Origin of the sequence: Streptomyces sp. Tu 3180 (assembly GCF_009852415.1) — a bacterium.
In the GTDB taxonomy this organism is placed as follows: Bacteria; Actinomycetota; Actinomycetes; order Streptomycetales; family Streptomycetaceae; genus Streptomyces.
In genome coordinates this window covers 8158512-8182415 of record NZ_WOXS01000002.1, presented here as the reverse complement: position 1 = coordinate 8182415, position 23904 = coordinate 8158512, and the positions used below count along the sequence as shown (strand labels likewise).

Genomic DNA, 23904 nt, shown 5'->3' with positions numbered 1-23904 from the left:
TCAGCGCCTCTCGTCATCGGTGTGCGCGGCGGCGCCGTCCAGGACGGACCGTCGGATGTGCTCGGCGGCCGCTTCGACGCCGAGAGAGCCGTTCACCACCTCGTCGAGGAGGTCGTCGATCAGCGGATCAGGCAGGCCGTCGACCGGCTCCCCGTCCGCGGCGGGACGGCCGTCGACCGGCCGTTCCGCGATCCAGTACCGCTCCCGGGCGAAGGGATAGGCGGGCAGCGGAACGATGCGCGCCGCCCCCGCCGGATGGAGGCTGCCCCAGTCCGGCTCGAAGCCGTTCACCCACAGGTCGAGCACCTTGGCGTACGCGCCCTTGGCCAGCCATGTCCCGACGACCGCGCTCATGTCGGCGTCGTCGGTCAGCGCGGTCAGCGCGCGGTCGGAGCGTGCCGCGCGACCACGGTGCAGCCCGGCGCCGCCGTCGGGGCCGTCCAGGAAGGACCGCAGCCGGTCCCGCAGCTCGGCGAACGAGCGTACGACGGTCCCCAGTCGCTCGCTCATGGCCTCACGGCCGACCTGCAGGGTGTACGCGACATCGGCCGGCGTCGCCCCGGCCCGCTCGGCCTCCGGGAGCGCCTCCAGCAGAGCGCTCGCCTGCTCCCGCAGCCGCTCCTCGTCCTTGGCGGACAGCACGATCACGGCCGGAGCGGCGGCCCGGTCGGCCCCGGAGAACGGCTGGTCACGGACGTACTCCTCGATCACCACATGGGCGTTGGAGCCGCCCGCGCCGAAGGACGAGACGCCGGCCCGGCGCGGCACCTCGGTGGTGACGCCGTCGACGGTGACGACCGGCCGTTTCCACTCCGCACCCTCGCGCTGGACGACGAACGGCGTCGCGTCGAAGTCGATGTGCGGGTTGACCTCGTCGGCGTGCAGACTCGCGACGAGTTCACCGTGCTGCATCTGCAGCACCGCCTTGAACACGCCCGCGATACCGGCGGCGGCCTCGGCGTGCCCGATGTTGCTCTTGACGGAGCCGATCGCGCAGTAGCCCACGTCCTGGGTGTCCTGGGAGAACGCCCGGGTCAGGCCGTTGATCTCGATCGGGTCGCCCAGCACGGTTCCGGTGCCGTGCGCCTCGACGTAGCTGATCGTGCGCGCGTCGACGCCCGCCCGGTCGAGCGCGTCCCGCACGACCCGGCCCTGGGCGACCGGATTCGGCACGGTGTAACCGTTCGTCGTGCCGCCGTGGTTGATGCTGGTGCCGCGGATGACGGCATGGATGTGGTCGCCGTCCCGCTCGGCGTCCTCCAGCCGCTTGAGGACGAGCGCGCCAACGCCCTCACCGGGGACGAAGCCGTTGCCGCCGGCGCCGAAGCTGCGGCACTCGTCCCCGTCGGCGAGCATCTGCAGACCGCACAGATTGACGTAGCTCGACGGGTGCAGGTACAGGTTCACGCCGCCCGCCACCGCCAGTTCGCAGTCGCCGTGGAGCAGGTGCTCGCACGCCTCGTGGAGCGCTGTCAGCGAGGAGGAGCACATCGTGTCGACGGGCATGCTCGGACCGTTGAGGTTCAGCTTGAACGAGACGCGGTTGGCCGCCGACCCGAACGAGGTGTAGGGCTGGACGGTGTCGCCGCGGCGCCAGCGCTCGGGACCGTGGAGGTTGTGTCCGGCGCGGGTGATCCCGACGAAGACGCCGACGCTGGACCGGTGTTCCCGCTCGAGGCGACTCCGCGTGTAGCCGGCGTTCTCGAACGCCCGCCACGCCTCCTGGAGGAACAGCCGCTCCTGCGGGTCGATCTCCAGGGCGTCGTTCGGCGTCATCTCGAAGAACAGCGGGTCGAAGTCGGCGAATCCGTCGAGGAAGGCGCCCCACTTGCTGTAGCTCCTACCGTTCGCGACGGCTTCCTCCCTGTCGGGTTCGTAGAAGCCGTCGAGGGCCCACCGGTCGGCGGGGATCTCGGTGACGGTGTTCCGGCCCTCGCGCAGCACCGACCAGAAGGCGCCCAGCGTCTCGGCCTGGGGGAAGCGCGCGCTCATGCCCACGATCGCGACGCCGCCGGCGCGCCGGGAACGCGGAGCCGGACGAGCCTCCGTGCGGCCGGGGCCGGGCGTCGGGGCGGCCTCGGCCAGGGCCTGCGCGTCCGGGGCGGCCTGCGGGACGGACGCCGCCGCTCCCGGTTCGGCGGCCGGATCGGTGCTCACGCCGAGGGCGCGGGCCACGGCCTCGCCCCGTTCGGTGACGAAGTACTCCGTCAGTGCCTCGATGGTGCGGTACTCGAAGAACAAGGTGCTGCTGGTCTCCCCCAGGTCCTTCTTGAGGCCGTTCAGCAGCTGGAGGATGAGGATGGAGTCGATGCCGTAGGCGGACAACTGCTTCCGGGCGTCGATGGATTCGGCCGGGATGAGGAGGGTCCGCGCGACCAGCTTCTTGAGATACGCGCGCACGACCTCACCGAGCGCCGCCCCGTCCACCCGGGACGCGGCGGCCGGCCGCACCGGCTGCGAGCCGGCCGACGACGCCGCGGAGACCGGATCGGAGAAGGGCTCGGCAACCGGCTGGGGCACCGGCCCGTCAGCCGCGGAACGCCGCTGGTCGCCGACGGCCCGGCGGATCACTCCGTCGCTGAAGCCGACCACCACTTGCTGGCCGAGCGGGTGCGCGTCCCGTGCGGGGAATTCAACGTTCTCGAAACCCTCCAGTTCCAGCACCGACTGCCACGTCTCGGGTCGCAGGCCGGGCCCCCCGGGTTCGCGCAGCTCGGTGTCGCGGGGCCACCAGCCGTCCAGCAGCGCGAACGTCAGCATGCCGAAGACGGTGTAACCGTCGATCTCGTTGACGACCAGACCACCGCCGGACCTCAGCAGCGCCTTGCTGTTGCGCAGGGACGCGCGGACGTCCTCGGTGGCGTGCAGCACGTTGGTCGCGATGACCAGGTCGTACCCGCCCTCGTCGAGCCCCTGCTCGGCGACCGGCCGGCCGGCGTCGAAGATCTCGCAGCGCAGGAACGGACGGTGCGCGCCGAACTCCCGCCGGCCGTGGATGAGGAACGCCTGGGAGAGATCGGTGTAGCAGTACTCGCCGAGGTGCCGCTGGTACGGCTGCAGCCGGCGCAGGACCGTGGCGGTGGTGCCGCCCGTTCCGGCGCCGATCTCCAGGATGCGGATCCGGGCTCCGGGATCCTGCGCGAGCCTGCTCTCGACGAGTGCGACGACACAGTCACCGACGACGTCGTTGAAGTGGTCGGCGATCATGTTCCGCTTGTAGATGCCCTCGACGAGATCCAGCGAGGAGCCGGGGAAGATCACGTCGACGGCGGGGACGGCTCCGGTGAGGACGTCCGGAAGCGCGCGCAGCGTCGTGTCGGCCAGTTCGACGGACGCGCGCAGTTCGGGGTCCGTGAGCCACTCGGCGCGGCGGCGTTCCCACTCGGCGGCGGTGGCATCCGGATCGACGGCGTCGGGGACGGCACGGTAGGAGCCCTCGTTCCCGGTCGTCACGAGCCAGCCCTGCCGCGCGAACAGCTTCAGGGTCTCCGACGCCCAGCGGTCGTACTTCCCGAGGACCCCGCCTGCCTGCTGGAAGGAACCCGCGTCGACGGTGCCCGTCCCGATCCAGCCACGCCCGTGCAGCGCGCACCACAGCAGCCGCAGGAGCAGCTCGTCCACAGTCCGCAGCTTGGACTTGGCCCGTGCCTCCACGGTGCGCCGCTGTTCCTCGCGTGAGGGCAGCAGCGGGGTGAGCGGCTCGCTCCGGCGCTCCGCCGGGTCCAGCACGCGGACCGTCTCGCGGTCGGTGTAGCCCTCGAACCGCTCGGGCTCGCTGGTGTTGAGGTAGGCCACCTGCCCGAGCGGAGCGGCCAGCAGCCGTTCGACCGCGTCCATCGCCAGCGCGGGGTCGATGTCGCCGAGGCCCTCGCGCCGGTAGATGCGCTCACGTACGTGCTCCGGAACGTCGAGTCCGCTGCCGACGGCGCCCCAGTAGCCCCAGTTGACCACCTTCACGGCGTACGGGCGTGCTCCGGAGAGCCGGCGGGACAGGGCGTCCTCGAAGGCGTTGCCGGCCACGTAACTGCAGTAGCCCGGGGTCGGGTTGAGCGATGCGATCGAGGAGAAGAAGAGCATGAAGTCCAGTCCGTCGGCGTCGAAGACGTCCGCCATGCACACGCTGGCGTCGATCTTCGCGCTCAGGCCCTGCCGGAACTGCTGCTCGGTCGTGTTGTTCAGGCTCTGGTCCACCAGGCCGAAGACGGACTGGACCACGCCGTGGACGGTGCCGAACCGCTTCTGGATCCGGGCGTACGCGCCCCGGAGCGAGTCCCTGTCGGCGGCGTCGGCCTGGACGTACCAGGGGGCCCGCCCGAGCGCGGCCAGGCGGTCGATCTCCGCTTGGATGGCGGTGTCCTTCTCCCGGCGGCCGATCCACACGACCTGCGCCCGGTAGCGCCGGATCATGTCCTCGCTCCAGAGCCGGCCGATGCCGCCGGCCCCGCCCAGGACGACGTACACCCCGCCCTCCTTGTACGGGGAACGGACCGGTGCGGGCAGTTCCACCCGGTACAGGCCGCGTCGGAACCAGCGGCCGTCGCGCAGCGCCCGCACGGTCGTGGCCCCGGCTGTGAGCAGGGCGCGGGCGGGGAGCGCGTCGGACGGGCCCAGGTCGAAGCAGGCCACGTTCCAGTCGGGCAGTTCCTTGGCCATGACCTCGGCCAGGCCGAGCACGGCCGCATCGGCGGGCAGCACCGGCTCGCCCGGCCGCACGGGCTGGGTCTGGCGCGTCACCACCGTCCACGTCAGCTCCTCGGCGCCGTAGCCCAGTTCGAACAGCGCCTTGACCAGCCGGAAGAACGCGACCACTCCGACGGCGGTGTGCCGCAGCGGCTCACCGGGGTCGGGGGCCGGGGCCGCCGGGGAGATCCACACGAGTTCGCGGATCCTGCCCGCGCCCCGCACCTGCTCGGTGAGCGACGTCGTGCTCGCCGGGTCGTGGGGGAGGAAGTGGGCGCCGGGGCGCTCGGCCGCCAGGGCCGCCCGGTCCGCGGCGCTGCCGCCCACGACGACGACGCCGTTCGGGACGGGGCGATCGGGGCCGGGCTCGGGGGCTCGTTCCTCGACCCACACCGGCGCCAGCGCCAGGTGGGCGGCGTCGGCCCGCGGACCCGGCGCGGGCGTGGGCGTGGGGTCCGCGGACCGTGCGGGCGCTGTGGAACGTGAGCCGTCCCCCGAGGGCAGCCAGTGGCGCTGCCGCTGGAACGGGTACGTCGGCAGGGGGACGCGACGGTGCGCGCCGCCCTCGAAGAGCCGCTCGTAGCGCAGCTGGTACCCCTGCAGGTAGAGGGCGGACACGGCTTCCAGGTGCTCCCGGCGGGCCGCCCCGGTGGCGCCCTCGGCGCACGCGCGCAGGCAGCTGTCGCCGTACTGCTCCAGGGCGGGCTGCGGGCTCAACGCGTTCTCCGTGAGGTCGGCGGTGCGCACCTCCGTTTCCCGCCCGTCGGTGAGCCACCGGTCCAGAAGCGTCACCAGGTGGGCGGTGTCGCGGGCCACGCACGCCAGCCGGACGGGGCAGTGCCGCCGGCCCCGCACCAAGGTCGAGCCGATGTCGCCCAGGTCGGTGTCCGGGTGGCGGCGCAGGTGCTCCACCAGCTGTTCCGCCTGCGTCCGCACTTGCTCCGGGGACAGGGCGGACAGCACCACGAGGTGGTCCTGGACGGGCGCGGTGTCGCGGTGCGGCAGGAGGGGGGCTTCCTCGACCACCACATGGGCGTTGGTGCCGCTGAACCCGAAGGAGCTGAGCGCCGCGCGCCGCGGCCGGCCCGGCTCGACCGTCCAGGGGCGGTGCACCGTGTTGACGTAGAAGGGGCTGCCCTCGAAGTCGATGTGGGCGTTGCCCTTGTCGAAGTGGAGGCTGCGCGGCAGCTCGCGGTGGCGCAGGGCGAGCAGGATCTTGATGAGTCCCGCCATCCCCGAGGCCGGCGCGGTGTGCCCGATGTTGGTCTTGACCGAGCCGATGGCGCAGTACTGACGTCTGTCGGTGTAGTGGCGGAACGCGCGGGTCAGCGCCTGGAACTCGATCGGGTCGCCGAGCTGGGTGCCGGTGCCGTGCGCCTCGACCAGCTGGATGCCGTCGGGGTCGATGCCGAAGGTGTCGTAGACCTGCCGCTCCAGCCGCTCCTGCGACTTGGCGCTCGGCGCCGTGATGCCGTTGGAGGTTCCGTCCTGGTTGATGCCCGAACCGCGGACCACGCCGTGGATGTGGTCACCGTCGGCGAGGGCGTCCCGCAGCCGCTTGAGCAGGACGACGCCGACTCCCTCGCCGGGGACGAAGCCGTCCGCGCCCTCCGCGAAGGTGTGGCACTGGCCGGTCCGCGAGAGCATCCCGGCCTTGTGGGCGTTCAGGTAGTAGTCGGGTGCGCACTGCACGGACACCCCGCCGACCAGGGCCGTCTCGATCTCGCCCGTCCGCAGGGCCTGGCACGCGAGGTGGAGGGCGACGAGGGACCCGGAGCACGCGGTCTCGACGGCGATGGCGGGGCCCTGCAGATCGAGGAGATAGGACAGGCGTGCCGGGATGATCGCCTCGGCGTTGCCCCACATGGCCTGGGCGGGGGCGTCAGCGCTGGAGCCCGGCAGGTAGTCGCTGACCTGGGTGCCGATGTAGACGCCGCACGACCGGCCGCGGATGGCGTCGCCCGCGTAGCCGGCGTCCTCCAGCGCCTTCCACGCCTCCTCCAGCACGATCCGCTGTTGGGGGTCCATGTAGGCGGCTTCGAGGCCGGATATCTGGAAGAACAGCGGGTCGAACCGGTCGATGTCGTCCATCAGCGAGGCGTACCGGGGATGGGGTGCGCCCGGCGCCACGAAGGCCGGCATGTCCCAGCGGGAGATCTCGCGGACCAGGCTGCGGCCGTCGGCGAGGTGCTGCCACAGCTGGTCGGTGTCCTCGGCCGTGCCGAACCTCCCGCTCATGCCGATGACGGCGACGGCCTCGCCGGCGGGGTCGGGAACGGCCGCGGGCACGGCCGGCCGCAGCGTGCCGGCCGAGGCGGGCACGGTCACGGCGGCGGGCGGGGCCGCCGGTTCGGGAACGGGCGTCGGAGGGGCCTCGGGCGTCAGGGTGGCCTCGGGCGTCAGGGCCACCGTGGACAGGGGCCCGGCCAGGAGCGGCGACGACGCGTCGAGGTGGTGCTCCACCACGTAGCCGGCGAGCGCACGCACCGAGCTGTGATCGAAGAGGTCCGTGACCGAGAGCGAGATGCCCAGGTCGGTGCTCAGTTGCTGGGTGAGCTCGACGCCGAGGATGGAATCCACGCCGTAGTCGGCGAAGGAGTCCTCCTCGGATATCTCCCGGCGGTCCAGCCCCAGCGACGTCTGGAGCCGCTCGACGATCACGGCCCGCACCCGCTCCCGTGCGTCGTCCGCACCCCGCGGTGCGGGGGCGGGCGCGCCGGTCCGCTCGCCGGCGCCGGCCACGACGATCTGGTGGCCGGCGTCGTGCACGGAGGCGGCGGGGAAGGTCACGGTGGCGAAGCCCGAGTCCCGCAGCACCCGCTGCCAGGTTTCGGGAGCCAGCCCCGGGCAGCCCGGTATGCGCAGTTCGCCGTCCTCGTAGCGCCACCAGCCGTCGAGCAGTCCGAAGGTCAGGTGCAGGAACGGGGTGCGCGTCGCCAGTTCGTTCAGGACGAGCACACCGTCCGCGCCCAGCAGCGCCCGCGCGTGCCGCGCCGCCGCCCGGACGTCGCGGGTCGCGTGCAGGACGTTGGTGGCGAGGACGATGTCGTAGCCGTCCTCGTCCATCCCCTGCTCTGCGGGGGCGCACTCCGCGTCGAACAGCTCGAACCGCAGATACGGGTGGTCGGCGCCGAACTCCTGCCGTCCGTTGCGCAGGAAGTACTGCGAGACGTCGGTGTAGCAGTACTCGGCCACGCTGTCGCGGTACGGCGCCAACCGGCGCAGCACCTTCTCGCTGGTGCCTCCGGTGCCGGAACCGATCTCGAAGATGCGGACGCGGTGGGCGGGGTCGCGGGCGAGCAGGACCTCGACGCGGGCGGCCACCGACTCCGCCACGAGTTCGTTCAGCGCCCTGGCGCTCTCGCAGTCCCGGTACACGCCCCGTACCAGACTCATCGACGACCCGGGGAAGATCACGTCGGTCGCACGCCGTCGGCCCGAGAGGACCTCGGGCAGCTCGCGGATCGCCGGGTCCAGCAAGTTGACGTAGGGGTTGGCGCCTTCGCTCTCCCGGCACACCGCCTCCCAGCGCCGCCACACGTCGTCGCCGTCGAGACGCGCCCTGTCGGTGGGGGTGTAGCGCCCGGCGCCCACCTCGAGGTAGCCGTGCTCGGCCAGGGTGCGCAGGCTCTCCCCGAGCCAGCGGTCGTGGCCGCCACCTGGTTCCAGGGCGGTTCTCAGGTCGTCGACGGAGCCGCCGGCGCGGTTCAGACCGAGCGTCTGCAGCTGCAGCAACAGCAGTTCGCACAGCAGGGCGTCATCGAAGCCCCGGGCACTGCCGGAGTCCGAGAGCACGCGCCGCAGCAGCCGGTCGTCCGGGCCGGCAAAACCGGTGGGACGGGTATCGTCACCGGCCCGCCGCGGGGCGGTGGTCTTCTCCACGGCGAGCTGGTGGTACGGCCCGGACAGCAGGAGGTCCAGCGCGGCCATGCCTTCGGCGGGTTCGATGGATCCGATGCCGCTCCGCTCCATCCGCCGCTGGTACTCGGACGAGGCGACGACGCCGACGCTGCCCCAGTAGCCCCAGTTCATCACCTTCACGGTGGTGGGGCGGCTCTGCCGCCACAGCCGGGCGAACGCGTCCTTGAAGACGCAGCCGGACACGTAGTTGCTCTGCCCCGCCGAGCGCTGGAACGAGTTGATCGAGGAGAAGAACAGCACGAAGTCCAGCGGCTCGTCCGCGAAGACCTGCGCGATGCGGACGCTGATGTCCACCTTGGCGCGCACGGCGGTCCGGAAACGTTCCTCCGGCATCCTGGCCACGCTCTGGTCGAGCAGCGCGAGCGCCGAGTGGACGACGCCGTTGATCTCGGGGAAGCGGGCCTTGATCCGCGCGACGGCGGCCGTCAGCGCCTCCCTGTCCGTGGCGTCGGCCTGGAGGTACCAGGGGGCCGGTCCCAGCCGGGACAGCTCGTCGATCCTGGCCCGGATCGTCTCGTCCTCGGCGCGACGGCCGATCCAGACCACCTGCGCCCCGTAGGCGCGGACGACGTGCTCGGTCCAGACCGCGCCCAGTCCGCCGGCGCCGCCGATGACCACGTAGACCCGGTCGCGCCGATACGGCGCCGCCTCCGCGGGGAGCGCGTCGCACGTCAACGGCGCCAGGATCTGCCGGAACCAGCGCCCGCCGCGGTGGGCCCAGCTGTCGCCGGACGGCTGCGCCGGCAGGCGCAGCGCCTCCCGCAGGACTCCGTCCTGCAACGCCTCCACATCGGCGAGGCGCAACCGCCACCGCGGGTTCTCCTTCGCCAGCGACCCCAGCAGGCCGTGCACACCGGCGTGGGCCGGGTCGACGCGGTCGGTGTCGACGACGCCCTGGCTGCGGACGGTGAGGGCGGTCCACTCCAGGTCCCTCTTGTCGTGGCCCAGTGCCAGCAGCGCCTTGGCCAGCCGGAAGCCGGCGTACACGCCCTTCTCCTGGCGGGTGATCAGGTCCTCGCTCTGCGGGAGCACCGGCGCACCGCCGCCCGTGACCCACACGACGCTGTCGTAGGGCCCACCGCGCGCGAGCCGCTCCCGCAGGCCCTCGACGGTGTCGTCGGCCCGCAGCAACAGGACGTCCACGTCCTCCCCGCGCCCGGTGAGGAGGGAGGCCAGTTCCTCCGGGTCCGCGCCGGCCAGCAGCGTCCGCCCCCGCGGCCCGTCGCCGTCCGCCGACGGCTCGGGCCGGACGGGCTCCCACCGCGGCTCGAGCAGCACCGGGCCCCCGGCAGCGGGCCGCCGAGACGTCGCCGGCTGCGCGGCCGCGGCGGGCAGGGGCCGGGTGCGGAAGGCAGTGAACCGCACCCGGACCTCGCCGTGCGCGTCGCACAGGTCGACGTCGAACGTGTCGTCGTTCTCCGTGGTGCGCCTGAGCCACGCCCACATGACCGGCTCGCAGGGGCCGAGGATCTCCACCGCTTCGACCGCGTAGGGAAGGCGGAGGCCGCCGCCGTGCCTCAGGCCGACGGAGGACTGCAGTGCCGCGTCCAGCAGCCCCGGCGGCAGCACCTGCGCCCCCGGGCCGTACTCGGGCGCCCCGGGCAGCGTCAGCTCGGCGAGGACCTGGGCGTCTCCCACCAGGATCCGCCGTACTCCCTGGAAGGAGGGCCCGTACGCGATGCCCTGACGACGGTAGACGAGGTACACCTCGGTCGCGGTCATCTCGTAGCGGCCGCACTCGGTCCGCAGGACCGCCAGGTCGAGCCGTGTCCTCGCGGCCCGTCCGTCACCGGCCTCGACGCGTCCCTGGCTGTGCACGACGGGGCCGTCGGCTCCGGCCGTCAGGACGCGGTAGCGGGTCCCCGCGGCGCCGTCCGGCTCGAGTTCGACGTGGAGGTCGAGCGCGGTGTCCCCGACCCTCACCGGCCGCAGCCACACCACGTCGCGGAACGTGACGCCGTCCGTCGGCGCGTTCCGCCGCGCGGGCAGCGCGGCGTGGGCGGCACGGACCAGCTCCAGGTGGGCGACGCCCGGCAGGATCATCTCCCCGGCCACGACGTGGTCACGCAGGAAGGACTCCGCTCCGGTGAGCGGCGTGTCGAACCGGTGTCCCCCGCCGGCGGCACGGGCGGGTGCGGGCGTGAACGTCCCGGGCTGCGCCGGCCGCTCCGTGTGGTGCCGCCACAGGCGCTTCCTGGCGAAGGGGTAGCCGGGCAGCGCGACCGGCGCGGTGCGCCGGTCACCGAACAGCCGACGCCATGCCAGGTCGTACCCCTGGCAGTAGGCCCTCGCCGCGGCGCGCAGCGCGTCCCGCAGACCGGCGCCGTCGTGGTGCGGTCCGGCCGCCTCGTCCAGCAGCCGGTCCCCGGCCTGCCGGGCCGTGTCGTTCGGCGTGAAGTCCTTGGGGACCACGCCGGTGAGGACGTCGGGGTCATGCCGGTCCGCGACCCACGAGCGCAGCAGGCGCACCGCCTCGGCGGCGTCGCGGGCCACGACGGCGCAGCGGTGCCGGAAGTGGGTCCTGCGGTCCAGCAGCGTCGCGCCGACGTCCCGCAGGCCGTGGGGCTGCCCGGGGGCCTCCAGGAAGTCGATCAGGTCGGCGGCACGCTGCCGCAGCGACTCCTCGGACTTGGCCGACAGGGCCAGCAGGTGGGCGGGCATCTCCGTGACCTCGTTCTCTCCGAGCGCCGGGCGACTCTCGACCACCATGTGCGCGTTGGTGCCGCTCATGCCGAAGGAGCTGATGGCGGCGGTCCTTCTGCGCCCGGCGGCCTGGGGCCACGCCCGGTTCGCCTTGTTGACGAAGAACGGGCTGTCCTTCCAGTCGATGTACTCGTTCTCCTGAGCGCAGTTCAGGGATGCGGGGATCGTCTCGTGGCGCATGGCCTGCAGGACCCCGATGAGGCTGACGAGCCCGGAGGCCGCGAGCGTGTGCCCGACGTTGGACTTCACGGACGTCAGGGCGCAGTACCGCCGCTTGTCGGTGAAGCCGCGGAAGACGTCGTTGAGCGCGTTGACTTCGACGGGGTCGCCGAGCCGCGTGCCGGTGCCGTGGGCGACCACGTACTCGATGTCGGCCGGGTCGATGCCGTGCCGCCGGTAGGTGTCGCGGAGCAGCGTGCTCTGGGCGTCGCCGTTCGGTGCGGTGATGCCGTTGGACCTGCCGTCGTAGTTGATGCCGCTGGCGCGGATGACACCGTGGATCCGGTCGCCGTCGGCGATCGCTGCCGAGAGCCGCTTCAGCACCACGACGGCGACGGCCTCGCTGAGCACCATCCCGTTCGCGCGCCTGTCGAAGGCGTAGGTGACGCCGTCCTCGGACAGCATGCCGGCCTGCCGGGTGCGGGTCAGCAGCTGCGAGGTGGTGATCAGGCTGACGCCCGCGGCCAGGGCGATGTCGGACTCGCCGGCGCGGATGCTCGCGCACGCCTGGTGGGCGGCGACCAGCCCCGACGAGCAGGCCGTGTTGATGGCCAGCACGGGGCCGCTGAGGTCGAGCAGGTACGACAGGCGTGCGGCGAGGATGCCGTCGTGGTTGGCGGTGATGCTGCCCGCCTCGGGGTCCGGGGTGTCGTAGTCCCCCTGCTCGACCCCCACGAACATGCCGACCCGGCGAGTCGACGCGGGCGTCCAGCCCGCGTCCTCGAGGGCGCGCCACGTTTCCTGGAGCAGCAGCCGCTGGCGCGGGTCCAGGCTCCGCGCCTCGTTGGGGGACATCTCGAAGAACAGCGGGTCGAATTCGTCCGGAGCGGACACCTGGCCGACGCGGAACGCGGCGAAGGGGCTGTCGTGCGGCTCGCCCCACAGGTCGAGGCGCTCGCGGGAGACGGCGCTGACGGCGTCGCGGCCCTCCGCGAGGATCGACCACAGCTCGGAGGGGTTGTCGGCGCCGGGGAACCGCCCGCTCATGCCGATGACCGCGATGGCGTCGTCGTCCTCGTCCTGCGTGCGCGGTTCCCGGACGCCGGGGTCCGCGCCCGTGTCCGCGGGACCGGCGGCGTCCGGGACCGCCTCGGCTCCGGGGCGCGGCCGGTCGGCGGGGAACACCTCGCCCTGCGGCGGCGCGGGCTCCGCCGCGGCGGGTCCGCGGACGGTGCCGCCGACGCCCCGGTCGCCGTAGAAGGCGGCCAGGAGCTCCTGGTGCTCGGTGGCGAAGTACTCCCGCAGTTTCCGCAGCGTTGAACGGCTGTAGAAGAGGGCCGGTGTGACCTCTACCCCCCAGTGCTCGCTCAGCCCGGTGGCCAGTCCGGCCAGGCTCACCGAGTCGAAGCCGTAGTCGGCGAGGTTGTCGTCCTCGTGGAGCCGGTCCGGGGACAGGCCGACCGCGCCGCTGACGATCCGCCGCAGGTCGTGTGCCAGGCGTTCCTCGACACCGGGGGCCGACGGCGTGTCCGGGCCGCCCGCGCCCGTCGGGCCGGCCGGTCGGGCCGCGACCGCGCCGGTCCCCGGTCGCACCGGGGCGTCGGGGGCGTCGGGGGCGTCGGCGGGAGGCGTCAGCCCCAGGAAGCGCGACACCCGGCCGGGCCTGCCGACCAGGATCATGTGCTGGGCGGCTTCCTGGGACAGCAGCCGCTCGAACAGGGCGACGCCGTCCGCCGTCTCCAGGAAGTCCTGGCCGCTCGACTTCAGCAGCATCGTGGTGGTGTCGTGGTCGAAGCCCATGCCGCCCTCACGCCACAGCGGCCAGTTGACGACCACGGTCCGTCCGGACAGCCGGCCCGCGCGCACCTGGGCGTCACGGTGCCGTGCGTATGCCATCTGGAAACGGTTGCCGACCGCGTAGTCGCAGGTGCCGAAGTCGCCGATGACGGCGGCGGTGGAGGAGAAGTAGCAGACGAAGTCCAGCCCTTCGCCCGCCACCGCCTCGTCCAGTGTCAGCGTTCCGCGGATCTTGGGGCCGAGGACGTCCTCGAAGGAACGCAGGTCCTTCTCCAGGATGCTGCCCCGTCCCTGGACACCGGCGGCGTGGATGACCCCGTGCAGCGCCCCGAAGCTCTCACGCGCCTGGGTCACGGCCTGCTTCATGGCGTCCGCGTCACAGCTGTCCGCCTGGACGTACAGGACCCGCTGTCCGGCGGCGAGGCCGCGCAGCGCCTCCCGGCGCGTCTCGTCCAGTGGGGAGCGGCCGGTCAGGACGAGGTTGGCCGCGAAGTGCTCCGCGAGGTGCCGGGCCACGATCAGCCCCAGCCCGCCGCAGCCTCCGGTGATCAGGTAGGTGCCGCCGTGCCGGAGGGCGCCGGAGCGGCTCCCGTCGAGCGTGACCTCACGGACACGGCTCACGAAGCGCTCGCCCGACTGGTACAGCACGCTGCTCGCCCGCTCCTGACGCAGCTCCGCGATCAGCCTCGTCAGCCAGGCGGCGGTGTCCGCCGGCCGCAGCGGGTCGTCGGCGTCCTGGAGCACGGCCGCCACGGACAGCTTCGGCATCACCAAGCCCAGTGAGCGCTCCACGCCGAGATGCGCCTCGAGCAGCGCGCGCTCCAGGCCGTCGCGGTACTGCCCGGCCACCAGGTAGCGGGACACGTCGAGCCCGGCGCCGGCTATGGCCTGGACCGTCAGGACGACGTCGCCGAAGTCGCCGTCGGCGCCTCCTGGTTCGAGCGCCTCGATGCTGACGACCGCGTCGACGGGAGCGGGCCCGGCCGCGATGTCCCGGAAGGCGTCCAGGTAGTCCTGGGCCGTCCCGCGACGGATCTGGTAGTGGTCGGGGCGCGTCTTGCGGTAGGCGTCTCCGCGCCCGACGAAGACCGTGCGCAGGCCGGGGTCGATCTCCCGTGCGGCCCGCGCGACCGCCTCCTGACGCTCCGCTCCGGTGCACAGGAAGACGATGCCGCGCGGCGCACGCGCGGTGCCCGTCCGAAGAGGCGCGGGCTCCCAGTCCTCCACGAAAGCGAGGGGCCGGGTCCGTTCCCCGGCGGACCGGGCCGGGTGCGCCGCGGCGTCGGCCACCGCTGCGGGCTCGTCCTGCGCCACCGTCCGCGGCGGCTGGAGCGCGAGGGCGGGGGGCGCGTCGAGCCAGTGGCGTTCCTGGACGAACGGGTACGTCGGCAGGGGGATGCGACGCGGCTCGGTGTGGCGGGCGAGGGACGTCCAGTCGAGGGCCAGGCCCTTCACCCAGACGTTGGCCAGCTTGTCGTGCCGGCCCTGTTCGAGCCACTGCCGTACCAGTTCGCGCATCTCCTCGTCGGCTTCCAGGAGCGCGACGGCGTCCTTGTTCTGCCGCACTCCCCCACGGAAGACGTGCGCGGTCTCCGGCTCGCCGTCGAGGAACGCGCGCAGCCGTTCGCGCAGGGCGTCCAGCCCGTCGACGACGAGGGCCAGGCGTTCCTCCATGGGCTCACGGCCGACCTGGAGGGTGTAGGCGAGGTCCGCGGGATCGGCGTCGTGGCCGGCCGCGGACAGCCACGTGTGCAGCCCCCGGGCCTTTTCCCGCAGCCGCTCGTCGTCCTTCGCCGACAGCACCAGCAGCTCCGGACGCGGGACCCCGGCCGGACGCGCCGGGCGCTCCGCCCCCGGCTGGTACTCCTCGATGATGACGTGCGCGATGGCGCCGTGCGCGCCGAACGACGAGACGCCGGCGATCCGGGGCAGGGTCCGCCGCACCCCGTCGACCGTCCGGGTGGGCCGCTCCCACGGCTCCAGCCGGTGCTGTACGTAGAAAGGCGAGTTGGGGAAGTCGATGTACGGGTTCAGCTGCTCGGAATGGAGGGAGGGCACGAGCATCCCGTACCGCATCTGGAGCAGGACCTTGGTGACGGCGACGACGCCGGCCGCGCCCTCCAGGTGACCGATGTTCGACTTCACGGAACCGATCGGGCAGTACTGCTTGCGGTCGGTGTGCTTGCGGAACGCCCGGGTCAGACCGGTGATCTCGATCGGGTCGCCGAGGGCGGTGCCCGTGCCGTGGCCCTCCACGTAGCTGACGTCCTCGGCCGAGAGCCCGGCATCCGCCAGCGCGGCGGCGACCATGTCCGCCTGCGCCAGCGGGTTGGGCACGGTCATGCCGTTCGTCTTGCCGCCGTGCACCGTGGCGACGCCGCGGATCACGCCGTGGATGTGGTCCCCGTCCTCGACCGCCTGGTCGAACGGCTTGAGCAGGAGGCAGCCGACGCCCTCGCCCGGGACGTAGCCGGTGCCGCCTTCGCCGAACGAGCGGCAGCGTCCGTCCGCGGAGAAGAAGTTCATCTGGCTGAGCGAGACGTATTTGTTGGGGTGCAGCGACAGATTCGCGCCGCCGGCGAACGCGAGCGACGAGGAGCCGTTCCGAATGCTCTCGACCGCCATGGCGATCGCGTAGAGCGAGGAGGAGCACGCCGTGTCCACGGTCAGGCTCTGCCCGTGCAGATCGAAGAAGTAGGAGACGGCGTTGGAGGCGGCGGCGCGGTCGGACAGGACGACGTCCTCGCCGCTGTACAGCTGGTACTCGTTCCACATCATGCCCAGGTAGACACCGACCTTGCGGGCCTTGTCGGGGCTCAGGGACCGGCGCGTGTACCCCGCGTCCTCCATCGCTTCCCAGGCGGCCTGGAGGAACAGCCGGGTCTGGGGGTCGGTCAGCGCGGCCTGGTTCGCCGACATGTTGAAGAACAGCGCGTCGAAGTTCTCGGCGCCGCCGATGAAGCCGCCCCACTTGCTGGAGCTCTTGCCGGGGGTCTTCTCGGCCGCGTAGTACAGGTCCTTGTCCCACCGGTGCGGCGGGATCTCCTCGATGCAGTCTTCGCCGCGCTCCAGGACCTTCCAGAACTCGTCGAGGTTCCGTGACTTCGGGTACCGGCCGCTCATGCCGATGACCGCCACGTCACGCGGGCGTCCCGGGGTCCGGCCGCCGGCCCTCCTGACCGACGGCGCCTCGCCGGGGTCGGGGGCTGCTGTCCGGACCTCCGCGAAGCGGCCCCGCGGCGTGACGGGCCGGGAGGGCGCGGCGGCCGCGGGCACGCTCTTCGCCACCGTCTCCGGAGCCGGCGCGGCGGACCGCTCCGGCCCCAGCAGCTGGGTCAGGCGCGCCGCCTGGTGCTCGGTGAAGTACTCGGCCAGTTCGTGGATCGTGCGGTACTCGAAGAACAGCGTTCCCGGAAGGGAGTCGAAGTCCTTCGTCAGAAGCCGCATCAGCTCCATGATCTGGATGGACTCGATGCCGTACTCCCCCAGCTCCGCGGCGGCGTCGATCCGCCCCTTCGGAATGTGGAAGACCTGCGACAAGCGGTCCCTCAGATACTCGACCGTCCGCGTGAACATCTCCCCCGAATCCTCCACGGCCGTCGATTCCACGCGCTTCGCGACGGCCACGGGCTCGTTCACGGCCACGGGCCGGTGCACGACCCCCGGCTCCGGCTCGGCCGCGGCTCCGGCCGGCTCGGCCACGGCCCGCTCGGACCCCGCGACCCGCAGGACCCTCTCGATCTTCCGGCGCTCGCCCTTCGTCACGACGACCTGGGTCTCGTCCGACGTCAGGATCTCCAGCAGCGCCCCGATCCCCTCCTCGGTCCGCAGCCCCCGCATTCCCGAGTGGTCGCGGTAGAGGGTCCGCGCGGGGCCTTCCTCGGCGAGCTCGCCGAGCATGCCGCCCTCGTCCCAGTACGGCCAGTTGACCGATACGCTCCGGCCGTGCCGCAGGCCCTGCGCCCGCAGCTCCTCCCGGTGCTGGACGTAACCGTCGAGGAACCGGTTGGCGGCGGCGTAGCTTCCCTGTCCGAAGTCGCCGACGTAGGCGGCGATGGACGAGAACACCAGGAAGAAGTCGAGCGGGTCCCCTGCGGTCAGTTCGTCCAGATGAACGGTCCCGTGCGTCTTCGGCGCCAGGACCGCCTCGAAACCGGCCCAGTCCACGTCCATGACGCCCGTACCGCCGATGACGCCCGCGCCGTGGAAGACGCCGTCCAGATCGCCGAATCGTTTCCGCCCCGTGTCGAGCGCCGTGCTCACGCCGTCGCGGTCGGCCACGTCACAAGGGAGGTGGAGGACCTCGGCCCCGGCCGCCTCCAGTGCCGCGAACTCCTCCCGCAGCGCGGCGTCCGCCTGCCGGCGGCCGAGCAGGAGGAGCCGCGCCCGGCACTGCCGGGCGAGGTACCTGGCCACGTGCAGCCCCAGGGCTCCGGCGCCACCGCTGATCAGGTAGACGCCGCCCTCCTTGAGGGGCAGCTCGGGAGCACCCTTGCGCGCCGCCCCGGTCCACGGCCGCAGCACCCGCTCCTGGCGGACGCCGTCGACGTGCCGGATCTCGTGCCCGCCCCGCGGGGCGTCGCCCTCCGCTCCGCCGAGTTCACGCAGCACGCTGCCGGCGACGGCGTCCGCGTCCCGGGCGCCGGCGACCTGGAGGCTGTCCACCCGGAACAGGTGGTCGACCGCCGTCACGGCACGGCCGAAGCCCGAGAGCGCCTCGGCTGCCGCTCGCTGCGGCCCGGGCCGCTCCGACTGCACGGACAGGTAGCGGACCTCCTGCTCGGCGCCCGTCCGGTGCACGGCCCGGAACAGGTGCAGCAGGCTCTCCAGCTCGATCGTGAGGTCGGACGTGTCCGGCGTCAGCGGCCAGAAGTTGACGATGGCCCGCGGCGACAGGTCCCGTTCGTGCAGGGTCCGCACGAGCCGGTCGAAGTCCTCGGCACTGCGGCGGTCCACGGTGAACAGGTCCGGCCCCGACTCCTGGAACCCGCTCCCGTTCCGCACGCGCACCACACGGCCCGCGTACCTCGTCCCGAGTCGGGTGCGACGCGTGTCCTCGTCGTCGAGGAGGAGCAGGGTACGCCCGGCGCCGGGAGACGCCGTCCCCCGGGCGGAGCCGGTGTCGGCGTTGTCACCGGCGTCGGCATCGGTCCAGCGCGGCACGTAGTAGTGCAGCTTCTCGCTCTTGTCGGCCGTGAACTCCTTGAACACCAGGCCGGTGAGCCGGACGCACTCGGCGCCGCTGTCGTCGCAGATCGCGAGGTCGACGCTCATCGTGCCGTCACGGGCGATCCGGTGGACGGTGGCGTGGCAGTAGGACTGCCGAGGAATCGGCGCGAAGACCACGAGTTCCTCGAGGCTGAACGGAATGCGCAGCACGCCGTCCTGTTCCCCGATGCCGCGCAGCGCGTTGAGCGCGGCGTCGAACAGCGAGGGATGCAGGGTGAAACGGGGGTAGTCCTCGTCAAGGCCGTCGCCCAGCACGATCCGGGCCAGCGCCTCGGTCTCGCCGCAGTACAGCGTCTCCATGGCCTGGAAGGTCTCGCCGTACCCGAACCCCAGGTCCCGCAGGCTCGCGAAGATCTCGGCGTTCTCGCGGCGGGTGGTGCACCGCGCCTTGATCGCGGGGATGTCGATCGTGCCACGCGGCCGCGTCGGCCGGTCGGCGGCGTAGCCGGCCCGGCCCTGGGAGAAGACCGTGCGTGCCCCGTCGGCGCCGTCGTGGACGACGAACTCCAGCGCGTCCTCGCCGAGCGGGGTCAGTTCGACGTGCACCGTCCGGGACGGACCGTCCATGACGATCGGACGGCCCCAGATGATGCTGCGCAGGGTGACGCTGTCGGAGCCGCTGGCCAGCCGGGAGGCGGTGTACGCCATCTCCATGTGGGCGACTCCGGGCAGCAGGATCTTCCCGTCCACGACGTGGTCGCGCAGGAAGAACTCGGTCGCGGACAGGCGCTTGGCGAAGCGCTGCGACCGGAGTGTGGAGACGTTGCTGTCCAGCAACGGGTGCAGCGCGGTGGACGCGGCGGGGACGTGCGGCGGTGCCGCGCGGCCGGCCCTCGCCGCGTCGGTCCAGTAGGTCTCGCGGGCGAAGGGGTAACCGGGCAGCGACACGCACGGGAGCGGCCGATCGCCGAAGAGGTTCTCCCAGGCCGGCTCGTAGCCCTGGCAGTAGAGGTCGGCCAGGGCCCGGACCGCGTCCCGGTACCGGGCGTCCCGGCCTCCCGCGCGGGCGCGTCCTATCAGCTCGTTCCCGTACTCGGCGAGCGCGTTCTGCGGGCGGAAGTCCCTGCCGGGCAGCCCGCGGAACACCTGGGGGTCCCTCTTGCCGTCGAGGACTTTCCGCAGCAGCCGCTCGGCGTCCTCGGGGTTGTCCGCGACCACCGCGCAGCGGTGCGCGAAGTGGTGCCGTCCCGCGAGCAGTGTGCTGCTGATCCGCGCGAGCCCCACGTCGTCGGCCCCGCCGGCCCGGAGGAAGGCGAGCAGGTCCGCCACCCGCGTCCGGAGCGCCTCCTCGGTCTTGGCCGACAGCGCGAGCAGGTACGAGGGCCGGGAGAGGGCCGGCTGCGCGGCCGATCCGTCGCCGTGGCTCTCCACCACGACGTGGACGTTCGTCCCGCTGATGCCGAAGGAGCTGACGGCGCCCGTCCGTTCACGCCCCGGTCGGGCCGGCCAGGGCCGGGCCTCCTTGTTGACCCGGAACGGGCTGCGCGCCCAGTCGATGTACTCGCTCTCCTGCTCGGCGTGCAGGCTCGCGGGCACGGTCCGGTGCCGCAGGGCCTGCACCAGGGCGATCAGGCTGACCACGCCCGAGGCGGCCAGGGTGTGCCCGACGTTCGTCTTGACCGAGGTCAGGGCGCAGTACTGGGTCTTGTCGGTGTGACGACGGAACGCCTCGGTCAGCGCGTTCACCTCGACGGGGTCGCCCAGCCGGGTGCCCGTGCCGTGGGCGATCACGTGCTCGATGTCGGCCGGCCGGACGCCGAACCGCTGGTACACGGAATCGAGCAGGGCGGCCTGCGCGGGTTGGCTGGGGGCGGTGATGCCGTTGGTCCGGCCGTCGTGGTTGAGACCGCTCGCGGTGATGACCGCGTGCACCCGGTCGCCGTCGGCCAGGGCCTTGGTCAGCGGTTTCAGTACGACGGCGGCGATCGCCTCGCCCATCACCATGCCGTTGGCACGCTTGTCGAAGGCGTAGCAGACCCCGTCGGGAGACAGCATCCCGGCCTGGGTGGCGTGTTCGTGGAACCGAGGGCCGGCCAGCAGGCTGACGCCTGCGGCGATCGCGGTGTCGCACTCGCCGCCGCGAAGGCTCAGGCACGCCTGGTGCACGGCTGCCAGGCCGGCCGAGCAGGCCGTGTTGACGGTCAGCACCGGGCCGGAGAAATCGAGGAAGTAGCTGAGACGCGAGGCCAGGATGCCGTCGTGACCGGAGGTCAACGTCTGTTCGTCCCCCGCCAGTTCCGGGTAGTCGCCCTGTTCGGCGCCGACGAACATGCCCATGGTGTTGTCGGCGATCTGCTTCGCCCCGTATCCGGCGTCCTCCAGGGCCCGCCATGCCTCCTGCAGCAGCAGCCGCTGCCGGGGGTCCATGTGCTCGGCTTCCTTGGGGGAGATCTCGAAGAAGAGCGGGTCGAACTCGGCCTCGCCGGGTAACCATCCGCCCCGCACGTCCCGCGCTCCGGCGACACCGGCCCAGTTGCCCAGCCGGTGCGCGGGGATCGGCGTCACCGCCTCCCGGCCCTCCGCGAGCAACCGCCAGAACTCGTCGACCGTGCGGGCCTGCGGAAAGCGGCCGCTCATGCCGATGACGGCTATACGGTGGTCGCCGTCATCACCGGCACCGGATCCGCTCTTCGCCGAGGGGAGGGGCCCGGGGACGGACTCGTCCGGTGACAGGACGGACGCCTCCCCCTCGGCGCGGGCCGTCTCGTCGAGGGTGTGCTGGTCGGGGTGCTCATCGGCGGTGTGCCCGTCGACGGCCGCGTACTTGCGCACCACGGCGTCGGCGTACTGCCCCTCGAGGAGACGGTCCCTGAGCATCTCCAGCGTGAAGTACCCGTAGAAGAGCGACGGCGCGACGTCGATGTCGTAGTGCTCGCTCAGCCGGAGGGCGAGCGTCGTGTTGCCGACCGAGTCGCAGCCGAGGTCGGACAGCCGGTCCCGCGGACGGATCTCGTCGGCCGCGAGCTTCAGTACGCCGCCGACGAGGTTCCGGAGGTCCGCCTCGACCCGTTCCCGGACGTCGGTGTCCGCCGGCCCCCCTCGGTGTGTTCGCGCGGTCACGTCCGGCACGTGCTCCTCCTGGCTGGTCGCGGAATCCGGCTCCTCACCCGTCGCGGACGCCGGCGTCCCGGTGGGAGCGGTCTGGCCCGCGGCGTCGGGTGTGATCCAGAAGCGGTGCCGGTCGAACGCGTAGGTCGGCAGTCGAAGCCGCCGTCCCGGGACCGACGTGAACAGGTCCTCCCACCGGTGGTCGTGTCCTTCGGCGAAGGACTCCGCCAGGTCGAGCAGCCGCTCTCGGTACTCGGCGGCGGGGAGATCGGCGTCGAGTTCGGACCCGGCCTCTGCGGCGGGCCGCGGTGCTCCGGCCGGCTCGCCGTCCGAGGGCGTGCCCGCGGGTTCGTGGAAGCAGTCGTCGGCGCGCCCGGTGTCGAGCAGCAGGGTCAGTTTCGCCCGGAGGTCGTCGCGGTCCCGTACGACCAGCGCGGTCCGGCGGTCGAGGTGTTCCCGGCCCAGGAGCAGCGTGGCACTGAGGTCGAACAGGTCGGCGTGGGCTCCGTCGCCGTCGAGCCATTCCCGCACGTCGTGGATCCGCCGCCGGAGCGCGGTGCCGGTTCTGGCGGACAGACAGACGAGGTACGCGGGGCGCTGCTGCGGGTCGGCCGGTGCGACGGCCGGTGCCTCTTCGAGCACGACGTGGGCGTTCGTGCCGCCGATCCCGAACGAACTGACGCTCGCGCGACGGGGCAGTGGTTCGCCGGACTGCGACCGCAGCGGCTCCCACTCACGCAGTCGGCCGACGATGTGGAAGGGCGTGCCGTCCAGGTCGATGCGCGGGTTAAGCCGCTGGAAGTCCCGCAGACCGGGCAACTCCTGGTGCTCCAGCGCGAGCAGCACCTTGATCAGGCCGGCGATCCCGGCGGCGGCTTCGAGGTGGCCGATGTTGGGCTTGACCGACCCCAGCCCGCAGTGGTTGTGCTCACGCGGCTTCGCCGTCTCGCCGCGCGCTCTGCGGAAGCCCTCCACCAGCCCCTCGAACTCGACCGGATCGCCGGTCGGCGTTCCCGTGCCGTGCGCCTCGACGTACCCGATGGTGTCGGGGGAGACCTCTGCCCGGGCGAGGGCGTCCGCGACGACCTGCGCCTGCGCGTCGTCGCTCGGATAGGTCAGGGTGCGTGTCCTGCCGCTGTGGTTCACGGCGCTGCCCTTGATGACGCCGTAGATGTGGTCACCGTCGCGCACGGCGTCCGGGAGGGGCTTGAGCAGGACGGTGCCGCCGCCCTCGCCTCGCACGTAGCCGTCGGCCCGTTCGTCGAAGGGACGGCACGAGCCGGTGGGCGACAGCATGCCGGTCTTGGCGAAGGAGGTGTGCCGGGCCGGGGTCAGCACGAGGTTGATCCCGCCGGCGAGCGCGAGGGCGCACTCGCCTTGCTGCAGGGACTGGACCGCGAGGTGGAGGGCGTGCAAGGAAGCGGACGACGCCGTGTCGACGACCACGCTGGGCCCGTGGAAGTCGAAGAAGTGGGAGACCCGGTTGGCGATGACGGCGCCGATCGTTCCCGTGGAGTGGTGCGCCGCGACCTCGCGCAGCTGCCTCTCCTGGAGCTCCTTGTAGTCCAGGTTGAACGAGCCGATGAACACCCCGACGTCGCGCTTGGAAAGCGCGCTGGGCGCGATGGCCGCGTCTTCGAGGCAGGACCAGGCGAGCTCCAGCATGATCCGCTGCTGCGGGTCGGTGCTTTCCGCCTCCAGCGGGGAGAGGCGGAAGAACTGCGCGTCGAAGGCGTCCACGTCGTCGATCAGGCCGGCCCATCTGCCGGGAGGGCGCCTCGTGTCGTCGCCGGAGGTCCCCACCGGCTCGCCTCCGCCCATGTCCCATCGCGCCTGTGGCACTTCGCCGACCTGCGACCGGTCGTTCCTGATGACGTCCCAGAACCGGCGGTGGTCGTCCGCCCCGGGAAACCGGCACGCGACGCCGATGACGGCTATGGGGACATGCTGCGACATCAGTGGAGACTCCCCTTTTCGTTCGCGATGTTGTGACGCACTGTGGCCGTCCGCCACCGATCCTCGGCACGCCGGACCGGCAGGTGCCTCTTCTGGTGAACGGCTCCCACGGTGAATGCCGCCTGGGTGTGTCACAGCCGGCTGTTGGTCCCCGCGGCCGGTTTGCCGCTGTCGGACTTCACGGGCTCCGCGTGGCCGCGGCGACTGCCGCCTCCCCGGGGAGTGCGCGCGTTCCTCGACCGCAGCGCGCAGCCCGATGACGAAAGGGAAGGCCGGGAGGTGTGCCTACGCCGGGGACCACGCTGTCCCAGGTGCCCGAGGCCGGCGACCGTGCCGGTGGGCCCGGCATCCGGGCCGGTACGGCTTCGGCCCGGACCCCGCGAAGGGGGATCGAACACGCTCCGGGACACA

The 23904-nt window shown here is 72.5% G+C and carries 1 protein-coding gene; it reads right to left on the bottom strand.

Features of this window, described 5'->3' with window-relative positions:
* Window positions 1–23493, bottom strand: coding sequence for an SDR family NAD(P)-dependent oxidoreductase (locus tag GL259_RS36700; RefSeq protein ID WP_159538023.1), 23493 nt, complete (start codon window positions 23491–23493; stop codon window positions 1–3).
* Window positions 23494–23904: the final 411 nt, after the last annotated feature.